This is a genomic window from Streptomyces sp. NPDC029138 (assembly GCF_055564375.1).
In genome coordinates, this window is record NZ_JBVHWM010000063.1 from 1 (window position 1) to 18489 (window position 18489).

The following is an 18489-nucleotide window of genomic DNA, read 5'->3' on the forward strand; positions in this document are numbered from 1 at the left end:
CATCATCCTCACCGGCGACGTGCCGTCCCCGACGAACATCCCCTCCGGCTGCCGCTTCCGCACCCGCTGCTGGAAAGCACAGGACCGCTGCGCCCGGGAGGTCCCCGCCCTCGCCGTGCCCGCCGCCTTCCGTGACGCGCCCGGTCCCGCCGCGCACCCCTCGGCCTGTCACTTCGCGGAGGAGAAGCAAGTGGTGCCGCCGGAGGAGTCCCGGCTGAACGGCAACGGGCCGGGGTGACATGGTGCACCCCGGCCCGTTTACGGCACCCGCACGGCCGTACGCTCTTCAGGCTCCCGTGTCCGTATATCGGTGCCGCTTCCGTCAAGTTGCCTGCGTGTTAACGCGGTTCACGGGCGCCCGTCCGGCTGTGGGAGTGAGCGCCGGAGGAAGTCCAGCTGGAGCAGGAGCAGGTTCTCCGCGACCGTCTCCTGCGGGGTCATGTGGGTCACCCCGGACAGCGGCAGCACCTCGTGCGGGCGGCCGGCGGCCAGCAGGGCGGAGGAGAGGCGCAGGGAGTGCGCGACGACCACGTTGTCGTCCGCCAGCCCGTGGATGACCAGCATCGGGCGGTGCGGCTCGGCCGGGTCGACCAGGCCGGCGTCGTCGATCACCGAGTTGCGCCGGTAGACCTCCGGCTGCTCGTTCGGGTCGCCGAGATAGCGCTCCTGGTAGTGGCTGTCGTACAGCCGCAGGTCGGTGACCGGCGCGCCGACCACCGCCGCGTGGAAGACGTCCGGGCGGCGCAGCACCGCCAGCGCCGCCAGATAGCCGCCGAAGGACCAGCCCCGGATCGCCACCCGGCTGAGGTCCAGCGGGTACCGCTCGGCGAGCGCGTGCAGGGCGTCGACCTGGTCCTGGAGGACGACGGCCGCCACGTCGTCCCGGATCGACTTCTCCCAGGCCGGCGAGCGGCCCGGGGTGCCCCGGCCGTCGGCGACGACCACCGCGAAGCCCTGGTCGGCGAACCACTGGGAGGTCAGGTGGGCGTTCTGCGCGGCGACCACCCGCTGGCCGTGCGGACCGCCGTAGGGGTCGAGGAGAACCGGCAGGGGAGTGTCACCGGGGTAGTCCCGTGGCATAAGCACGGCGCACGGAATTCGGCGTGCGCCCCCCTGTGTGAGGGACACCCGGGGGGACAAACCGGGATCTTCCGCGTACGACCGGACAGTAGCCGTCGGTTTTCCGTCACACAGCACCTGGACCCGGGCGCCCGGCCGGTCCAGCGCGGCGGACACGAGGACGGTCACGCTCCCGGAGCGCACCGCCGAGTGCACACCGGGCTCCTGCGACAGGCGCTCCACGCCCAGTTCGTTCACCCGGTACACATGAACTTCGCCAATTTCCGGCGCCTCGGCCTCCGGGCCGGAAGAGGCGGAAACGAGTACGTCGTCCGCGCCCACGTCCAGAACCGCGCGCACATGCAACTGACCGCTGGTCAACGGCCGTTCGCCGACCGCCAGCACCCGTGCGCCCCCCTCGTCCGCGATCCGGACAAGCTGCCCGGACGGGCTCCAGCAGGGCACACCAGCGAACAGTTCCAGCCAAGTTGGATCTTCGTCGGCGTGCACCATCCGAGTCGCCCCGGAATCCGGGTCCACCGCCAGGTACAGCTGGCTGCGCTGATCCCGCGCCTGCACCAGCAGCAGCGGCGCACCCGCCTCTGACCAGTGCACACGCGCCAGATACGGATAGCGCGTCCGGTCCCAGACCACCTCCGTGCGCACCCCGTCCAGCCCGCACACGAACAGCCGGACCTCCGCGTTGGGGGTGCCCGCCGCCGGGTACCGGATGCCGAGCGGCTCACGTTCCGGACGGGCCGGATCCGAGATCCACCACCGCCGTACCGGCGTGTCGTCCACGCGCGCCACGAGCAGCCGGTCCGACCCCGGCGCCCACCAGAAACCCCGCGAACGCGCCATCTCCTCCGCCGCGATGAACTCCGCGAGGCCGTAGGAGACGTCCGCGGACTCCGCCTCGGCCAGCGCCCGGTCGCCGTCCCCCTCGGCGCCCACCACCCGCAGCGCGCCCCGCGCGACGTACGCGATGTGCCGGCCGTCGGGGGCCGGACGCGGGTCGATCACCGGCCCGGGGACGGGGAGTTCACGCGCCGTGCCGGCCCGCAGATCCGCCGTGAAAAGCCGCCCTGACAAGGCGAAAGACGCCAACTCCAGGGCACTGTCGGTGGCATAGCCGATGATGCCGGCGCCGCCCTCGCGGCTGCGCTCGCGGCGCGCCCGCTCCTCGGCCGACAGTTCCTCGGCGGCGCCCTGGAGGAGCGCGCGCGGATCGGCCGCCAGGCGCTCCGCACCCCCCGGAAGATCCAGTACCCACAGGGAGTTGGCCCGGTCGGTGCCCGAGCCGGAACGCAGGAACGCGACACGCGAACCGTCGGGTGCCACGGTGAACGCACGCGGCGCGCCGAGCGTGAACCGCTGGGTCCGGGCGTGCCGACGGGGGAAGGAGTCAGCCTCGGTCGTCATACCCCGACCATATTGGCCATGCGCCCCCTTGTGCGGCTGTGCGCCGACCGATGCGCGAGTACGGATAGTTATGATCACTACCGCAGAGTGGGTATGAACCTGCTGGTGTCTGCATGGATTTGCTCTACTGATCTAGAACCCGCGTCCCTGGGATCTTTGGAGGTGAGCCGCCGTGGCACTCTCGATTTCGGCGGTGGTGCTGCTGGCGATCATCGTCTTCCTGCTGATCAAGAAGTCAGGGCTGAAGGGCGGCCACGCCGTCGTCTGCATCCTGCTCGGCTTCTATCTCGCCTCCTCGACCGTCGCTCCCACGATCAGCGAGCTGACGACCAACGTCGCCAGCATGATCGGCAGCATCAAGTTCTGACGGCCGGCGTCGCGGGGACGGGCACGGGGACCTCGTAGGGTGGTGGCCATGACGGAACTGCCCTCCCGGCGTCTCCTCCTGGTGCACGCGCACCCGGACGACGAGTCGATCAACAACGGCGCGACCATGGCCAGGTACGCGGCCGAGGGCGCCCATGTGACCCTGGTCACCTGCACCCTGGGGGAGCGTGGCGAGGTCATCCCGCCGGAGCTGCGGCATCTGACGGGCGCCGCGCTGGGCGCGCACCGGCGCGGCGAGCTGGGCGCGGCCGTGTCCGCGCTCGGCGTCACGGACGCCCGGCTGCTCGGCGGCGCCGGGCGGTACGGCGACTCCGGGATGATGGGCCTCGCCGACAACGACGACCCGGGCTGCTTCTGGCAGGCCGACCTCGACGAGGCCGCCGGCCGGCTCGCCGAGGTGATCCTGGAGGTCCGCCCCCAGGTCCTCGTGACGTACGACGACCACGGCGGCTACGGCCACCCGGACCACATCCAGGCCCACCGCGTCGCCATGCGCGCGGCCGACCTCGCGGCCGAGCGCGGCCACCGGATCGCCAAGGTGTACTGGAACCGCGTCCCGCGCTCCGTCGCGGAAGCCGCCTTCGCCCGCCTCCAGGACGAGCTGTCCGCGCTGCCGTTCGACAAGAGCGCCGCCGTGGACGACGTACCCGGCGTGGTGGCCGACGAGCGGATCACCACCACGATCGACGGCACCGCGTACGCCGCCGCCAAGGCCGCCGCGATGCGCGCCCACGCCACCCAGATCGAGGTGGCCGAGCCGTACTTCGCGCTCTCCAACGAACTCGCCCAGCCGCTGTTCACCACCGAGTACTACGAGTTGGTGCGCGGGCCGGGCCAGCGCGGGGAGACCGACCTGTTCGCCGGCCTCGACCTCGGGGAGGCGTCATGAGCGACGGCGGAAACGGCTCCCTGCTCGCCCAGCCGCTGCGCCCGCCCTCCGCCGGACGGGCCGCCGCCCTCGTCGGCCTGTTCCTGCTCGGCGCGGTCACGGGCCTCGCCGGGGCCCTCCTCCAGGCCGCCTGGTTCCCCGGTGGGCTGCTGCTCGCCCTCGCGGGCGCCGCCGGGCTCTTCCTCGGCGGCGCGTACGCCACCGCGGGCCGGGGCGGGGCGGTCGCGCCGGCGGCGGGCTGGGTCGTCACCGTCATCCTGCTCACCACCACGCGCCCGGAGGGCGACTACCTCTTCGGCGCGGGCGGCAGTTCCTATCTCTACCTGCTCGGCGGCATGGCCCTCGCTGTGATCTGCGCCACCGTCGGCACAGGGCGGCAACCTCGCGGCGGCTCCGCCCGACTTGGCAAGTGACGTACCACTTCGCCGTGCCGCGCGCGTGCGAGTCCGGTGTGGGTTTCCTCGGCGGTCATGGGATACACGCCAGAAGTGGCCAGTATGGTGGTGCGCGCCGCCGAGCCTCCCCCAAGTTCTCGACTGCGCTCGAACAGGGGGTACCCCCAGCTGAGGTCGAAACGGGCGGCGGAGCCAACCGGGAGAACCTGCCTTGAGTCGTGAAACTGACACTCCGTCCTCCGGGCCCAACGGGCGCGGCGGAGCCGCATACCCCTCCGGCACGCCGCCGTACGGGACCCCCATGGCTTCCGACGACGGTACGGGCGTGGGCCGTTCGGGCACGCGGCCGGAGGAGAAGAAGACCGAGACCACGCTGACGACCCGGATCCGGATCAACATCCCCGGGTCCCGGCCCATCCCGCCGGTCGTCGTGCGCAAGCCCGTCGGGGACGGCGAGGGCGCCGGGGAGGAGGCGCCGGCCGCCGAGCCGCGGCCCGCGGCCGACCGGCCGTCCGCCGGTCCCACCGGCACCGCCGAGGCCCCGGCCGAGCCCTCCGCCCAGGCGGAGGAGAAGACCAGCGACTGGTTCGCGCCCCGCAAGTCCGGCGCCCCCAAGGGCGGTCCGGCGGGCGGCGGCACGAACGGCGCCGGGGTGTCCGGCGGTTCTGCCGCCACCGCCGCCGCCTCCGGCGTGTCGGGCGCCCGTTCGAGTGGTCCGGGAGCGTCCGGTGCGGCCGGTACCACCGGCGCGCGCTCCGGCGGCGGCCGTCCCGGCGGTGTGGTCGGCTCCATGAGCGTGCCGGGCGGCCCCCGCTCCGGCGGCACGAACGGCAAGGGCCTGCCCGGCGCCACCGGCGGCCCGGTCGCCCCAGGGCACGGCGGCGGCACCGGCGCCTTCGACGTGACCGAGGCCCTGACCGCGGGCCCCCTCGGCGGCGGCTCCCGCCCCGGCTCCGACGAGCCCCGCCGCGACGACCTGCCGTACTTCGCGGAGCACGGCGGCCAGGACGACTTCGGCACGGGCGCGACGGCGGGCGGCGGCCGGGACGGCTATGGTTCCGGTGCGGCGGGCGTCGGTGGCCAGGACGGCTTCGGCGCCGGTGCGGCCGGGGCGAACGGACATGACGGCTTCGGTGGCGGTGCGGCGGGTGCCGGCGGCCACGACGGCTACGGCGGTGCCGCGGGCGGTGCCCATGGACGCGGTGGCGCCGGCGGTCCCGGCGGTGCCAGCGGCTTCAACGGGCCCGGTGGGCACGGCGGCCCCGGCGGCCCGCAGGGCGGTCCGGCCGGCCCCACCAGCGGTCCGGTCACCGGCGACGGCACCCTCGTCCCGCCGGCCGCCGGCGGCGGCCTCGGCATGGGGCCGGGCGAGCCCTTCGACGGCCCCACGGGCGCCGGCTTCGGCGGCCAGGGCACGTCGCCCGGGCGCAGCGCCCTGGCCGACATCGCCGATCTCGACGCGCCCGGCGCTGCGGGCGGCCTCGGCGGCCCCGGCGGCTCTGCCGGTGCCGGCGGCTCTGCCGGTGCCGGCGGCTTCAACGGACCCGGCGGTCCCGGCGCCCCTGGGGGCAACCCCGGTGGCGGGCCGGCGGGCCGTGGTCCCGGTGGCGGGCTCAGCGACGACACCGCGATCCTCACCCCGCAGAAGCCGGCCCCCGAGCCCGGCACGCCCGGCTACCGCTCCCCGTCCGCCGACAACGTCTCCGGACACACGGTCACCAGCGGCATCCCGGTCGTCCCGAACGGGGGCAAGCCCCCGTTCGGCACCCACCCCGACGGCCCGGCGCCGGCCACGGCACCCAAGCCCGAGCAGGCCGCCGCGCCCAAGGCGGCGAGCAAGCCGAAGAAGAAGGGCCGCAGCAAGCTGATGCTGCTCGTCGTCGGCGTGTTCGTCGTGGCGGGCGGTGCCTACGGCGCCGGACTGCTGATGAACCGCACCGACGTGCCCAAGGGCACCACCGTGCTCGGTGTCGACATCGGCGGCGGCACCCGCGACGACGCCGTCAAGAAGCTGGACGACGCCTTCGGCAGCCGGGTGAACAAGCCGCTGAAGCTGGCCGTGGGCGGCAAGACGGTCACCCTCACGCCGGAGAACGCCGGTCTCCAGTTCGACTACCAGGACACGGTGAGCGAGGCCGCGAAGAGCGACTACAACCCGGTCCACGTCGTCGGCTCGCTCTTCGGGCAGAAGCGCGTGGTCCAGCCGGCGATGCCGGTGGACGAGGAGAAGCTCCAGGCCGCGCTCCAGCAGGCCGGCGGCGGTTCGGGCTCGGCCACGGACGGCACCATCAAGTTCGAGTCCGGCAAGGCCGTGGCCGTGTACGGCAAGGCGGGCAAGGCCATCGACGCGGGCCGCTCGACCACGGCGGTCGAACAGGCCTACCGCACGCTGGTGGAGAAGGGCAGCACGCCCCCGGTCACCGTGCCGACCACCATCAAGCAGCCGACCGTGTCGAACGCCGAGGTCGACCGGGTGATGAACGACTTCGCGAAGCCCGCGATGTCCGGCCTCGTCCACGTGCAGACCGACGCGGTGCACAGCATCCCGTTCGGCCCCGTGTCGCTGCCGAAGATCCTCAGCTTCAAGGCCGTGGACGGCAAGCTCGTGGACACGTACGACCTCAAGGCGCTCAAGGACGCCTACGGCAGCACCTTCGACGGCGTACAGATCCAGACCGCGACCGGGAAGCGTGGTGTCCTGCCGCAGGACGTGGTCGCCGCGCTGCGCAAGGCCCTGCGGGGCAAGACGGCGGCGGAGCGGATCGGGGTCATCGACACCGACCCGAGCTAGCCCGGCCGCTTCCAGGGGCGCTCCCGCCAAGGGGGCGCCCCTCGCCGTGTCCGTCACCCGATCCGCATGACATCTGTCATCCGGTACTCAGGACCCCCGGCACTGCCCCGCCCCAGGCCTTCGCCGCCAGCATGGACGGCATGACGACGACAGCGGCACCGGCCACCACCACCCCGGTGGTCGGGTTCGACCAGGTGACCAAGACGTACGGGAGCGTGCGGGCCGTCGACGGTCTCTCGCTCCGGCTGTACCCGGGCGAGACCGTCGCCCTCCTCGGCCCGAACGGGGCCGGCAAGTCCACCACCCTGGACCTGCTCCTCGGGCTCAAGCACGCCGACAGCGGCACGGTGAGCCTGTTCGGCACCAGCCCGCGCGAAGCGATCGTCGCCGGCCGGGTCGGGGCCATGTTGCAGAGCGGCGGCCTGATGGACGGGGTCACCGTCGCCGAGCTGGTGAAGCTGGCCTGCTCCCTGCACCCGCGGCCGTACCCGGTCTCCGACGTGCTGGCCCGCGCGGGCATCGCCCAGATCGCCGGCCGCAAGGTGGACAAGCTGTCCGGGGGCCAGGCCCAGCGGGTCCGGTTCGCCCTCGCCACCGCCGGCGACAGCGATCTGATCATCCTCGACGAGCCGACCACCGGCATGGACGTCGCCGCCCGCCAGGCCTTCTGGGCCACCATGCGCGAACAGGCCGACCAGGGCCGTACGGTCCTCTTCGCCACCCACTACCTGGAAGAGGCCGACGCCATCGCCGACCGGGTGCTGGTGCTGCACCGGGGCCGGCTCCTCGCCGACGGCACGGCCGCCGAGATCAAGGCCAGGGCGGGCGCGCGGCGGATCTCCTTCGACCTGGCCGGTGAGATCGACGAGAGCGCCCTGCGCGCGCTGCCCTGCCTCACCTCGCTCGACGTGTCCGGGCAGACCGTCCGCATCCAGTCCGCCGACGCCGACGCGACCGTGCACGCCCTGTACGGCCTCGGTCTCCACCCCCGCAATCTCGAAGTCGCCGGGCTCGGTCTGGAGCAGGCCTTCGTCGCCATCACGGAGGCCGAGGAGGCCAAGCAGTCGTGAACGCCCTCATCAAGCTCGAACTGGCCCGCGCGCTGCGCAACAGGAAGTTTCTGTTCTTCTCGGTGCTCTACCCCTCGATCATCTACCTGATCTTCTCCAGCAGCGCCGGCTCGGCCGACAGGGTCGACGGCAGCGGCCTGACCGTCGCCACCTACCTGATGGTCTCCATGGCCTCCTTCGGCGCCCTGACCGCCGTCCTGATGGGCAACAGCGAGCGCATCGCCAAGGAACGCGAGAGCGGCTGGGTACGGCAGCTGCGGCTGACCCCGCTGCCCGGGCGCGGCTACGTCCTCGCCAAGACCGCGAGCGCCGCCGTGGTGAGCCTGCCGGCCATCGTCGTCGTGTTCGCCGTCGCCGCCGGCATCAAGCACGTACGCCTGGACGTCTGGCAGTGGCTCGCGCTCACCGGGGTCATCTGGGCCGGCAGCCTCGTCTTCGCCGCGCTCGGCGTCGCCATCGGCTACCTCGCCTCCGGGGACGTGGTCCGCCCGATCACGATGATCGTCTACTTCGGTCTGTCGATCCTCGGCGGCCTGTGGATGCCGTCCACGACCTTCCCGCAGGCCCTCCAGGACATCGCCAAGTGGCTGCCCACGCACGCGTACGCTGCCCTCGGACGGGCGATCGAGCAGAGCCAGGCCCCGCACGCGGCGGACATCGCCGTCCTCGCCGTCTACTTCGTCCTCTTCGCGGGCGGCGCGGCCTGGCTGTACCGGAAGGACACGCTGAAGGCGTGAGCACGATGACGGAAGACCCCCTGACCCGCGAGAAGCGGCCGGAACACCAGGTGCGGCTGGGCCAGGGCCCCCGCACCCGGCGTGACGTGCTGGCCAAGGTGCTGTGGATCGGCGTGTGGCTGGTCTTCCTCAGCTCACCGGTCGACGACCTCGTCAGCGGCCACCACACCGCGCGCGCCACCCTCGCCGGCTCCCTCGGCCTGGCCGCGTTCGTCGGGGCCTATCTGGCGCTGGTCTTCCGCAACATGGGCCGGCCCTTCGCGCCCCGGACCGTCGTCGGCCTGATCGCGGTCCTGGCCGTCCTGGCCCCCGTCCTCGCCTCCACCCTCGGCAGCGCCTGGCTCGGCCTCTTCGTCTACCTCTCGGTGGCCTGCGGGGCCACCCTGCCGGTCCGGGTGTCGTACTGGGCGATCCCGGCGACGGCCGCGCTGATGTACCTCGTCGGGCTGCACTCGAACGAGAAGGAGGCCCGTGGCCTGCTGCTCCTCGTCGTGCTCATCGGATTCGCCATGGCCGGCGTCGGGCAACTGGTGCGCACCACCATCGAGTTGCGCAAGGCGCGGGCCACCGTCGCCCAGCTCGCCGCCAACGAGGAGCGGCTCCGCCTCGCCCGCGACCTGCACGACCTGCTCGGCCACTCGCTGTCGCTGATCACGCTGAAGAGCGAGCTGGCCGGCCGGATGCTGCCCGACCACCCCGACAAGGCGGCCCAGCAGGTCGCCGACATCGAACAGGTCAGCCGGCAGGCCCTGGTGGACGTCCGGGAGGCCGTCACCGGCTACCGGCGGCCCCGGCTCGCCGCCGAACTCGCCGGCGCGCAGGTCGCCCTGACGGCCGCCGGGGTCGTCGCCGAGGTGCCCGCCGAACCCGACCTCGCCGGCGTTCCCGAGGAGGCCGAGTCCGCGCTCGCCTGGGCGTTGCGCGAGGCGGTCACCAACGTGGTCCGGCACAGCGGCGCCGACCGCTGCGTCGTACAGCTGCTGCGCCGTCAGACCCTGGACGGGCCGGTGCTCGAACTCTCCGTCGAGGACGACGGGAGCGGGGGCTCCGGGAAGGGACCCGGCAACGGGCTCACCGGGCTGACCGAGCGCCTGGAGAAGGCCGGCGGCACCCTGGAGGCGGGGCGGGTCAAGCACGGGTTCCGGCTCGTCGCCCGTGTGCCTACGGCCGCCGGGGCGGACGTAGGATCCCGGGCATGACGAGCATGATCAAGGTCCTCCTCGCCGAGGACCAGTCGATGGTCCGCGAGGCGCTGGCCGCGCTGCTCGGCCTGGAGGACGACATCGAGGTCGTCGCCCAGGTCGCGCGCGGCGACGAGGTGCTCGCGGCCGTCGGCGCGCACGGCGTGGACGTGGCGCTGCTCGACATCGAGATGCCCGGCTGCACCGGCATCGAGGCCGCGGCCCGGGTGCACCAGGAGTATCCGCAGGTCAAGCTGGTCGTCCTCACCACGTTCGGGCGCCCCGGCTATCTGCGCGGTGCCATGGAGGCGGGCGCCGACGCCTTCCTCGTCAAGGACGCCCCGGCCGCGCAGCTCGCCGAGGCGATCCGCAAGGTGCTGGCCGGGGAGCGGGTCATCGACCCCACGCTGGCCGCCGCCGCGCTCGCCGAGGGCGCGAACCCGCTCACCGAGCGCGAACGCGAGGTGCTGCGCGCGGCGGCCGACGGCTCCACCAACGCCGAACTGGCCCGGGCCCTGCACCTCTCCCAGGGCACGGTCCGCAACTACCTGTCGACCGCGATCCAGAAGCTGGCCGTACGGAACAGGGCGGAGGCGGTACGGATCGCCCGGGACAAGGGGTGGCTGTGAGGGATGCGGGGGTGGCTGTGAGGGGCCGCCTCAGTTGAGCCTGGACCTCGCCGTGCGGGCCTCCTGCCGGACCTTCCGGGCCGCCGCCTCGTCCACCACCTCGATCAGGTCGGCGTAGTGCTGTAGCTCCTCGGCGCCCGCGACGAACTGCCCGCGCTGCACCAGCAGCTGCCCGCGCTCATAGCGCAGCCGCGCCGGATGCGAGGGGATGAGCAGCGCCAGCTCCACGGCCCGCAGGGCGACGTCCGACCGCTCCGGCCGGGCCGCCGCCCAGGCCCGTATGTTGTTCAGGATGCGCTGGACGACCTCCAGGGGCGGGGCCGGCTCCAGCATCGAGGCGTCCAGCGGTGTGCCCGTGGCGCCCACCACCAGCAGGTCGGCGTCCGTCCCGGTCAGCACCCGGCCGCCGTCGAACGGATCGGCCAGCACCTGCTCCGCCGCCGCCCCGAACCCCACCACGAAGTGCCCCGGCAGCGCGACCCCGTACACCGGGGCGCCCGCCCGGCGCGCGACCTCCAGCCACACCACCGACAGCAGGATCGGCAGCCCGCGCCGCCGCCGCAGCACCTCGTGCAGCAGGGAGGACTCCAGCCGCTGGTAGTCGCCCGGCGTCCCGTGGAACGCGTAGCGGGTGCCGAGCAGCCGTCGTACGGCCTCCGCCCACGCCTGAGGGTCGCCCGGCCGGTACGGCAGCTCGCCCGCCAGCCGGTCCAGCTCCGCCTGCGCGGCGTCGATGCCGGCCTCGTCCAGCGAGCCGTCCGTCTCCGCGCCGATCAGCAGACACAGCGCCGACAGATCCGGCCGCTCGGACCGGGCCTCCTCGGCGAACCGCCGCCGCAACTCGGCGGAGCGGTCCGGCGGGGGCGGATACGGGGGCGGCAGATACGGATGACTCATGGCAGCCTCATGCCCTTCCACGGCGAGTTCTACGGCCGCCCGAAGCGGGATACCTGCGGCGCTTGGAGCGACGGATACGCAGCCCTGGCGTGACCGACGGCCTCATACGAGCGGCTCGGCGCGCCGGCCGCCCGGCACCGGTCACCGACACCGTCCCACGCCTGGGTCCGGCTGCCGACCTTGTCGGCCGACTGGGAGTGGGCGCTGAGCGCGCGGTCTGCCTGAGCTGTGACGCCGGCTGCTTCGCCGACTCGGGCCAGGCCGCCGGGTGCGGCGCTGGTCCGGGCCCGGCGGCTGGGCCTGTCACCTGCCTGGGGCCGGGGCTGGGTGCGGGGTGTGGCGCCAGTCTGGGCTTTGGCGCTGGGTGGGCTGCCTGCTTGGGGCCGGCTGCCGGGCATCCGGGCGCTGGGTGTGGCGTCAGCCCGGGCTCGGGTGCATGGCGTGTCGGCTGCCTGGGGCTGGGCGCTGGGCGCGTCACTCGTCTGGACTCGGGCGCTGGGTGCGGTGTCGGCCGGGGCTTGGGCGCTGGGTGGGCTGTCTGCCTGGGGCGGGCTGCCGGGCGCGTCACTCGCCTCGATCCGGGTGCTGGGTGTGGCGTCAGCCTGGGCTCGGGTGCACGGCGTGTCGGCTGCCTGGGGCTGGGCGCTGGGCGCGTCACTCGCCTGGGCCAGGCCGTCGGGAGCGCTGTCCGCCGGGGTCTGGTCGCCGGGCGCGTCACTCGTCTGGACACGGGCGCTGGGTGCGGCGTCGGCCGGGGCTTGGGCGCTGGGTGGGCTGTCTGCCTGGGGCGGGCTGCCGGGCGCGTCACTCGCCTTGACCCGGGTGCTGGGTGTGGCGTCAGCCTGGGCTCGGGTGCATGGCGTGTCGGCTGCCTGGGGCTGGGCGCTGGGCGCGTCACTCGTCTGGGCCAGGCCGTCGGGAGCGCTGTCCGCCGGGGTCTGGTCGCCGGGCGCGTCACTCGTCTGGACACGGGCGCTGGGTGCGGCGTCGGCCGGGGCTTGGGCGCTGGGCGCGCTGTCTGCCTGGGGCGGGCCGGCGGGCGCGTCACTCGTGTGGGTCAGGCCGTCGGGAGCGCTTCCTGACTGGGGTCGGTCGTTGGGCTGGTCGGGCGCCTCGGAGTGCGTGTCGGGTGTGGCCTCCGGCAGGGGCCGGGTGTCGGTGGTGTTCTGCGATGAGGGGCGGTCGGCGGAGTCGGAGTCGGGCTCCTGGGCGCTCGGCTCTTCCGGTGCCCGGTAGTGGTGGTACGCGTGGTGGGGCGTGAAGCCCAGGGTGCGGTAGAGGGCTCGGGCGGGCTCGTTGTCCGTTTCCACCTGGAGCCAGGCCGCCGAGGCGCCCTCCTCCAGCGCGCGCCGGGCCAGCGCGGCCATGACCTCGACGGCCAGCCCCTGCCGCCGCCGGCCGGGGTCCACCTCGACGGCGGCGAACCCGGCCCACCGCCCGTCCACGACACACCGCCCGATCGCCGCCGGCGGCTCGCCGTCCCCGGCGCCGGGCACGGAGGCGAACCACACCGACGGCCCGGAGCCGAGCACCCGCAGGGCCACCTCGCTCACCCCCTTGCGCTGGTACCGCCCGAGCCACGCCTCGTCCGCCGCCCGGGACAGGACCACCCCCGCGCCCTCGGCCCGGTCCGCGACCGGCGCCAGGGCCCCGGTCCACAGCTCGGCGGTCACCTCCCGCACCCACCCGCGCCGCTCCAGCTCCGCGCACAGCAGCTCCTGCGTGCCCTCGGCGCCGGTCGCGGTCTGCACGTAGGCGGGCAGGCCACGCTCGCCGTACCAGCGTCGTACGGCCTCCAGGGCCGCGTCGAGCGGCACCCCGGGGTCACCGAGCGGCAGCACACTGTTGGCCCGCCGCGTGAACCCGTCGGCCGCCCGCAGTTCCCACTCGCCGAGCCGCTCACTCTCCACCGGCCGCCACGCCCGCGCGGCGATGCGCGCGAGTTCCGGGTACGTGGCGGCGGGCCCCCTGCGCCGCGCCGGGGCGGCCGGCACGACCTTGCCCGCCACCAGCGCGGATTCCGGAATTCCGACCCTTTCGCCGTCCCGGCGTGTGATCATGAGCACGCCACCGTCCCATGATGTGAGAACACCCACCGTGTCAGTGAACTTCTCCGGTCCGGCACCGGGTTCGCCCAACCGCCGTACAGAGACCCGTTTCCCCACGTCAGCAGGGGTGATTCGGACCTCCAGGCGTCCTTTCGCCGAGATTTCCACTGGTCGGTTCACCCCTCCTGTTCGGATCACGCTCCGAAACGGAGATACTAGGGGCGGGCATCGACGACGCCGCGCTCCCGCGCGCCAGGCGGCGGAGCCTGAGGAGGCCCGCCAGCGCCCTATCGAGGAGGAACGACAGCGTGACCTACGTCATCGCGCAGCCTTGTGTCGACGTCAAGGACAAGGCGTGCATCGAGGAGTGCCCGGTCGACTGCATCTACGAGGGCCAGCGGTCCTTGTACATCCACCCGGACGAATGCGTCGACTGTGGTGCCTGTGAGCCGGTCTGCCCGGTCGAGGCGATCTTCTACGAGGACGACGTCCCGGAGGAGTGGAAGGACTACTACAAGGCGAACGTCGAGTTCTTCGACGAGCTGGGCTCGCCCGGCGGCGCCAGCAAGCTGGGGCTGATCGAGCGCGACCACCCCTTCGTCGCCGCGCTGCCGCCGCAGGGCGAGTGACCGTCTAAGCGCCAAGCGGCCGCCCGCAAGCGCGCCGCCTCGGTCCCGTACGGCCCCGATCACCCTGATCACCGCCGTACGGGACCGAGGCGTTTGCCGCACCGTACGAAAGTGAGCCTGATTCCCGTGTCCGCAGTCTCCGACCGGCTACCCACCTTCCCCTGGGACAAGCTGGAGCCGTACAAGAAGACGGCCGCGGCCCACCCGGACGGCATCGTCGACCTCTCCGTCGGCACCCCGGTCGACCCGGTCCCCGAGCTGGTCCAGAAGGCCCTGATCGACGCGGCCGACTCCCCGGGTTACCCGACCGTCTGGGGCACCCCCGCCCTGCGGGACGCGATCACCGGCTGGCTGGAGCGCCGCCTGGGCGCCCGCGGCGTCACCCACCGGCACGTCCTGCCGGTCGTCGGCTCCAAGGAGCTGGTGGCCTGGCTGCCGACCCAGCTCGGCCTCGGCCCCGGCGACAAGGTCGCCTACCCGCGCCTGGCCTACCCCACCTACGAGGTGGGCGCCCGCCTGGCCCGCGCCGAGTACGAGGCCTACGACGACCCGCGCGACCTGGACCCGGCCAACCTGAAGCTCCTCTGGCTGAACTCCCCGTCCAACCCGACGGGCAAGGTCCTGTCCCGGCAGGAGCTGACGGACATCGTCGCCTGGGCCCGCGCCCACGACGTCCTCGTCTTCTCCGACGAGTGCTACCTGGAGCTGGGCTGGGAGGCCGACCCGGTCTCGGTCCTGCACCCGGACGTCAACGGCGGCTCCTACGACGGCATCGTCGCCGTCCACTCCCTCTCCAAGCGCTCCAACCTGGCGGGCTACCGCGCGGCCTTCGTCGCCGGCGACCCGGCCGTCCTGGGCCCCCTCCTGGAGATCCGCAAGCACGGCGGCATGATGACCTCCGCGCCGACGCAGGCGGCGGTCGTGGCCGCGCTCGGCGACGACGCCCACGTCCACGAGCAGCGCGAGCGCTATGCCGCCCGCCGCGAGGCGCTCCGGGCGGCCCTCCTCGCGGACGGCTTCCGCATCGAACACAGCGAGGCGAGCCTCTACCTCTGGGCCACCCGAGGCGAGTCCTGCTGGACCACGGTCGCCCACCTGGCCGACCGGGGCATCCTGGTGGCCCCGGGCGACTTCTACGGCGAGGCGGGCGAGAACCACGTACGCGTGGCTTTCACGGCGACGGACGAACGAGTACAGGCAGCGGTGACCCGCCTGACCGCATAGCCCGGCCCGCACCCGTTCCGCCGGCCGCTGCCGCCACCGCCGTGGACGCGAAAGCCGACGGGGCCCAGGAAGGAGACCTGGGCCCCGTCGGCGTTCAATGCCGACCGCTCAGCCGCCCAGCGGCAGACCCTTGGCCGGCAGGGAGGACGTCGGCAGGGAGGACGTCGGCAGGGACGAGGTCGGCAGCCCGCCCTTGGTGAGGGAGTCCGTCGGCAGCCCACCCTTCGTCGCGCCGGAGGCCGCGTCCCCCAGGACACCCCCCGCCGTCCCGGCCGCGTAGCCCGCGGCCTTCTGCGCCGCCGGCGCCGCCTTCTTCACGGCACCGCCGCCGGTCTTGACCGCGGCCGAGGTGACGCTCTGCGCGGCACCGTCGACGGTGTTGCCGACCTGCGCGCCGTCCAGGGCGGTCAGACCGCCAAGGTTCGGGGTGGCCGCCGGCAGATTCGTGGCCGCTCCGGCGGAGCCGGCCGCACCGACCCCGGCAGCCGCTCCCGCTGCGACGAGCAGCGCGGCACGGGCGATCCGGCGGGTCAGAGGGAGGGACATGATGCTCCATTCGACGGGAGAGAACGGTGTCAGTGTCCAAGCCCGTCTCCGGCTCGGACGCCGTGACTACCGCTTGAAGCCCGCGAAGGTTGCGGACGCCCCAGGTAAAGAATGGATAACGCGTCGCATTATCAGGTGTGGATAAAAACGGGCAAAGAGCGTCCGCGAGAAATCGTGCAGAATCCTTCCCGCCCTTGATTTCCAGGGGTTCCCGCGCCGGTCGCGCCACCCGCCCGGACCGCCGGACGGCCCGGCGCCGCACAACCCGCCCGGGTGATCGTCCGTACTACTGTCCGGCCACGATCCGCACCGAGCCCACGGACGTCTCCCCGGACGTCTTCCCGGACCTCCCCGCGGACCTCTCCGCGCCCCCGGCGCCGTCCGACCCGGCCGGCCGCCACTCGCCGCCGCTCCCCGCGGTCCACACCCGGCCCGCGTACGACACCCGTTCGATGTGCAGCGCCGAGGAGTTGGCGACCGCCCACTGCGCCAGCTGCCAGCCCCGCTCCCGCTCGCCGCGCCCGGTCGCGTCCGTCTTCGCGCCCTCCGGCACCGGAACCGTCACCGTCCGCCCGTGCGCGGTCGCGGTCACGCTCGGCGACGGGGACGGCGACGGCACGGGCGTCCCGCCCACCACCGCGCCGGTCTCCTGGAGCGCGTCCCGCCCGAAGTCCCGCACCAGCGCGGCCCGTACCGCGTCCGGACCGGTCGCCGAGGTGGTGCGCGCCGGGCGACCGTCGCAGGTCAGCGTGGCCGCCGCCCGCCCGGTCAGGGCCGCCGCCAGCAGCGTGGCGTCCGGCTCGTGCTTGGCGTACGCCTCCGGGTAGCCGCTGCGCTGCACCCGCTGCGCGGCCACCGTCAGCGGCAGGCCGGTGTAGTCCGGCACCCTGGCCAGATGGGCGTAGAAGATGCCCGCCGCGTAGGTCGGGTCCATGATCTGCCGCTCGGTGCCCCAGCCCTGCGAGGGCCGCTGCTGGAACAGGCCCAGCGAGTCCCGGTCGCCGTGCTCGATGTTCCGCAGCCCCGACTCCTGGAGGGCGGTCGCCAGCGCGATCGTCACGGCCCGCTCGGGCATCCCGCGCCCGGTGCCGACGGCGGCGATCGTCGCCGCGTTCGCCGCCTGCTCGGGCGTGAACTCGTACGACGGCCCGTCGCCCGAGGCCGAGACCACCTTGCAGCCGCGCGTGCCGCCTCCGGTGACGTACTGCACCACGAGGTACGCGGCGACACCGCACAGGACCAACAGGGCCGCGGAGAAACGGAAGAGGCGACCGCGGCGCTTGGGACGGGTGGGGGACGGCTCTGACACGCGTACAAGGTACTGGAGCCCCCCGGGACCCTCACGTGGGGTCGCGGGTCCGCGCCGGACTTCGCGCACCGGGCCCCGGCGGGCGGCGCGCTAGGGTCGTGGCCATGGCCGACACCTCGCTTGACCTCACGCTGGACGCCGCCGCGCTCACCGCGCAGCTCGTGGACTTCCCCTCCGAGAGCGGCACCGAGAAGCCGCTCGCGGACGCCATCGAGACCGCGCTGCGCGCCCTGCCGCACCTGACGGTGGACCGCTACGGCAACAACGTGATCGCGCGGACGGACCTGGGCCGCGCCGAGCGCGTCATCCTGGCCGGGCACATCGACACCGTGCCGATCGCGGACAACGTGCCCTCGCGGCTCGACGCGGACGGCGTGCTGTGGGGCTGCGGCACGTGCGACATGAAGTCGGGCGTGGCGGTGCAGCTGCGCATCGCCGCCACGGTCCCCGCGCCCAACCGCGACCTGACCTTCGTCTTCTACGACAACGAGGAGGTCGCCGCCGACCTCAACGGCCTGAAGCACGTCGCCGAGGCCCACCCGGAGTGGCTGACGGGCGACTTCGCGGTCCTGCTGGAGCCCTCCGACGGCGAGGTGGAGGGCGGCTGCCAGGGCACGCTGCGGGTGCTGCTGAGGACGAAGGGGGAGCGGGCCCACTCGGCGCGCGGCTGGATGGGCGCCAACGCCGTCCACGCGGCGGCCCCGATCCTGGCCCGCCTGGCCTCCTACGAGGCGCGCCGGCCGGTCATCGACGGGCTGGAGTACCGCGAGGGCCTGAACGCGGTGGGAATCAGCGGGGGAGTGGCCGGGAACGTCATCCCGGACGAGTGCGTGGTCACGGTCAACTTCCGGTACGCCCCCGACCGCACCGAGCAGGAGGCCATCGCGCACGTCCACGAGGTGTTCGCGGACTGCGGCGTCGAGGAGTTCGTGGTGGACGACCACAGCCCCGGCGCGCTGCCCGGCCTCTCCCAGCCGGCCGCCGCCGCCTTCATCGAGGCGGTGGGCGGCACCCCGCGGCCCAAGTACGGCTGGACGGACGTGTCCCGTTTCTCCGCGCTCGGCATCCCCGCGGTCAACTACGGCCCCGGCAACCCGCACCTGGCGCACAAGCGGGACGAGCGCGTGGAGACCGCGAAGATCCTGGCGGGCGAGGAGCGGCTGCGGGACTGGCTCACCGCGTAGGCCCGTGCGGGGCGCGCCGCTGCACGCCGGACACGCTCAGGTCCCCCCGCCGTAACCCGCGTAGATCTAGTCTGAGATCGAACTACCGGCAA

The 18489-nt window shown here is 73.7% G+C and carries 16 protein-coding genes and 1 pseudogene; 12 read left to right on the forward strand and 5 right to left on the reverse strand.

Annotated elements, in window-relative coordinates; genetic code table 11:
* The coding region (locus ACZ4WH_RS34260; RefSeq protein WP_468188178.1) for an oligopeptide/dipeptide ABC transporter ATP-binding protein at positions 1-238 on the forward strand (238 nt) is incomplete at its 5' end.
* Positions 239-348: 110 nt separating this feature from the next.
* On the opposite strand, the gene ACZ4WH_RS34265 is transcribed toward ACZ4WH_RS34260, so the two are convergent.
* A complete protein-coding gene (locus ACZ4WH_RS34265; RefSeq protein ID WP_468188180.1) occupies positions 349-2481 on the reverse strand; it encodes a S9 family peptidase in 2133 nt (710 codons plus the stop codon).
* Between the two features lie 172 nt (positions 2482-2653).
* On the opposite strand from ACZ4WH_RS34265, the gene ACZ4WH_RS34270 reads away from it, so the two are divergent.
* The 8 genes from ACZ4WH_RS34270 (at position 2654) to ACZ4WH_RS34305 (ending at position 10560) form a co-directional block, all read left to right on the forward strand.
* Entirely contained in the window at positions 2654-2848 is a 195-nt protein-coding gene (locus tag ACZ4WH_RS34270) for a hypothetical protein (protein WP_030649813.1), read from the forward strand.
* Between the two features lie 48 nt (positions 2849-2896).
* Positions 2897-3757 (forward strand): N-acetyl-1-D-myo-inositol-2-amino-2-deoxy-alpha-D-glucopyranoside deacetylase, encoded by an 861-nt coding sequence (mshB, locus tag ACZ4WH_RS34275; RefSeq protein WP_468188182.1) that lies wholly within the window; start codon positions 2897-2899, stop codon positions 3755-3757.
* Positions 3754-4170 (forward strand): DUF6113 family protein, encoded by a 417-nt coding sequence (locus ACZ4WH_RS34280; protein ID WP_468188184.1) that lies wholly within the window; start codon positions 3754-3756, stop codon positions 4168-4170. The genes mshB and ACZ4WH_RS34280 overlap by 4 nt, the downstream gene beginning before the upstream one ends.
* Positions 4171-4363: 193 nt before the next feature.
* Positions 4364-6943, forward strand: coding sequence for a hypothetical protein (locus ACZ4WH_RS34285; protein ID WP_468188186.1), 2580 nt, complete (start codon positions 4364-4366; stop codon positions 6941-6943).
* Between the two features lie 140 nt (positions 6944-7083).
* The gene (locus ACZ4WH_RS34290; RefSeq protein ID WP_468188188.1) at positions 7084-8013 is read left to right on the forward strand and encodes an ABC transporter ATP-binding protein; all 930 of its coding nucleotides are present in this window, start codon (positions 7084-7086) and stop codon (positions 8011-8013) included.
* Positions 8010-8750, forward strand: a complete 741-nt coding sequence (locus tag ACZ4WH_RS34295; RefSeq protein WP_468188190.1) for an ABC transporter permease — start codon at positions 8010-8012, stop codon at positions 8748-8750. Before ACZ4WH_RS34290 ends, ACZ4WH_RS34295 begins: the two co-directional genes overlap by 4 nt.
* Positions 8751-8755: 5 nt before the next feature.
* Positions 8756-9949 (forward strand): sensor histidine kinase, encoded by a 1194-nt coding sequence (locus ACZ4WH_RS34300; protein WP_468188192.1) that lies wholly within the window; start codon positions 8756-8758, stop codon positions 9947-9949.
* Positions 9946-10560: a response regulator gene (locus tag ACZ4WH_RS34305; protein WP_468188194.1), complete on the forward strand. Its 615-nt coding sequence runs from the start codon at positions 9946-9948 to the stop codon at positions 10558-10560. Before ACZ4WH_RS34300 ends, ACZ4WH_RS34305 begins: the two co-directional genes overlap by 4 nt.
* 30 nt (positions 10561-10590) lie before the next feature.
* Here ACZ4WH_RS34305 and ACZ4WH_RS34310 read toward each other — a convergent pair whose 3' ends face one another.
* Together ACZ4WH_RS34310 and ACZ4WH_RS34315 are read right to left on the reverse strand one after the other, a co-directional pair.
* Positions 10591-11457, reverse strand: coding sequence for a transglutaminase family protein (locus tag ACZ4WH_RS34310; protein ID WP_468188196.1), 867 nt, complete (start codon positions 11455-11457; stop codon positions 10591-10593).
* A gap of 1220 nt (positions 11458-12677) precedes the next feature.
* A pseudogene (locus ACZ4WH_RS34315) lies at positions 12678-13673 on the reverse strand (GNAT family N-acetyltransferase); the annotation flags it as partial.
* A gap of 140 nt (positions 13674-13813) precedes the next feature.
* Here ACZ4WH_RS34315 and fdxA point away from each other — a divergent pair.
* Entirely contained in the window at positions 13814-14134 is a 321-nt protein-coding gene (fdxA, locus tag ACZ4WH_RS34320; protein WP_014674796.1) for a ferredoxin, read from the forward strand.
* Positions 14135-14260: 126 nt separating this feature from the next.
* Positions 14261-15358: a bifunctional succinyldiaminopimelate transaminase/glutamate-prephenate aminotransferase gene (locus ACZ4WH_RS34325; protein ID WP_468188198.1), complete on the forward strand. Its 1098-nt coding sequence runs from the start codon at positions 14261-14263 to the stop codon at positions 15356-15358.
* Positions 15359-15466: 108 nt separating this feature from the next.
* On the opposite strand, the gene ACZ4WH_RS34330 is transcribed toward ACZ4WH_RS34325, so the two are convergent.
* On the reverse strand, positions 15467-15904 hold the full coding sequence (locus ACZ4WH_RS34330) for an ATP-binding protein (RefSeq protein WP_468188200.1): 438 nt from the start codon (positions 15902-15904) through the stop codon (positions 15467-15469).
* Positions 15905-16190: 286 nt separating this feature from the next.
* Entirely contained in the window at positions 16191-17213 is a 1023-nt protein-coding gene (locus tag ACZ4WH_RS34335) for a VldE C-terminal domain-containing protein (protein ID WP_468188202.1), read from the reverse strand.
* A gap of 104 nt (positions 17214-17317) precedes the next feature.
* Between ACZ4WH_RS34335 and dapE the strand changes: the two genes are divergently transcribed.
* Positions 17318-18397: a succinyl-diaminopimelate desuccinylase gene (gene dapE, locus ACZ4WH_RS34340; protein WP_468188204.1), complete on the forward strand. Its 1080-nt coding sequence runs from the start codon at positions 17318-17320 to the stop codon at positions 18395-18397.
* Positions 18398-18489: the final 92 nt, after the last annotated feature.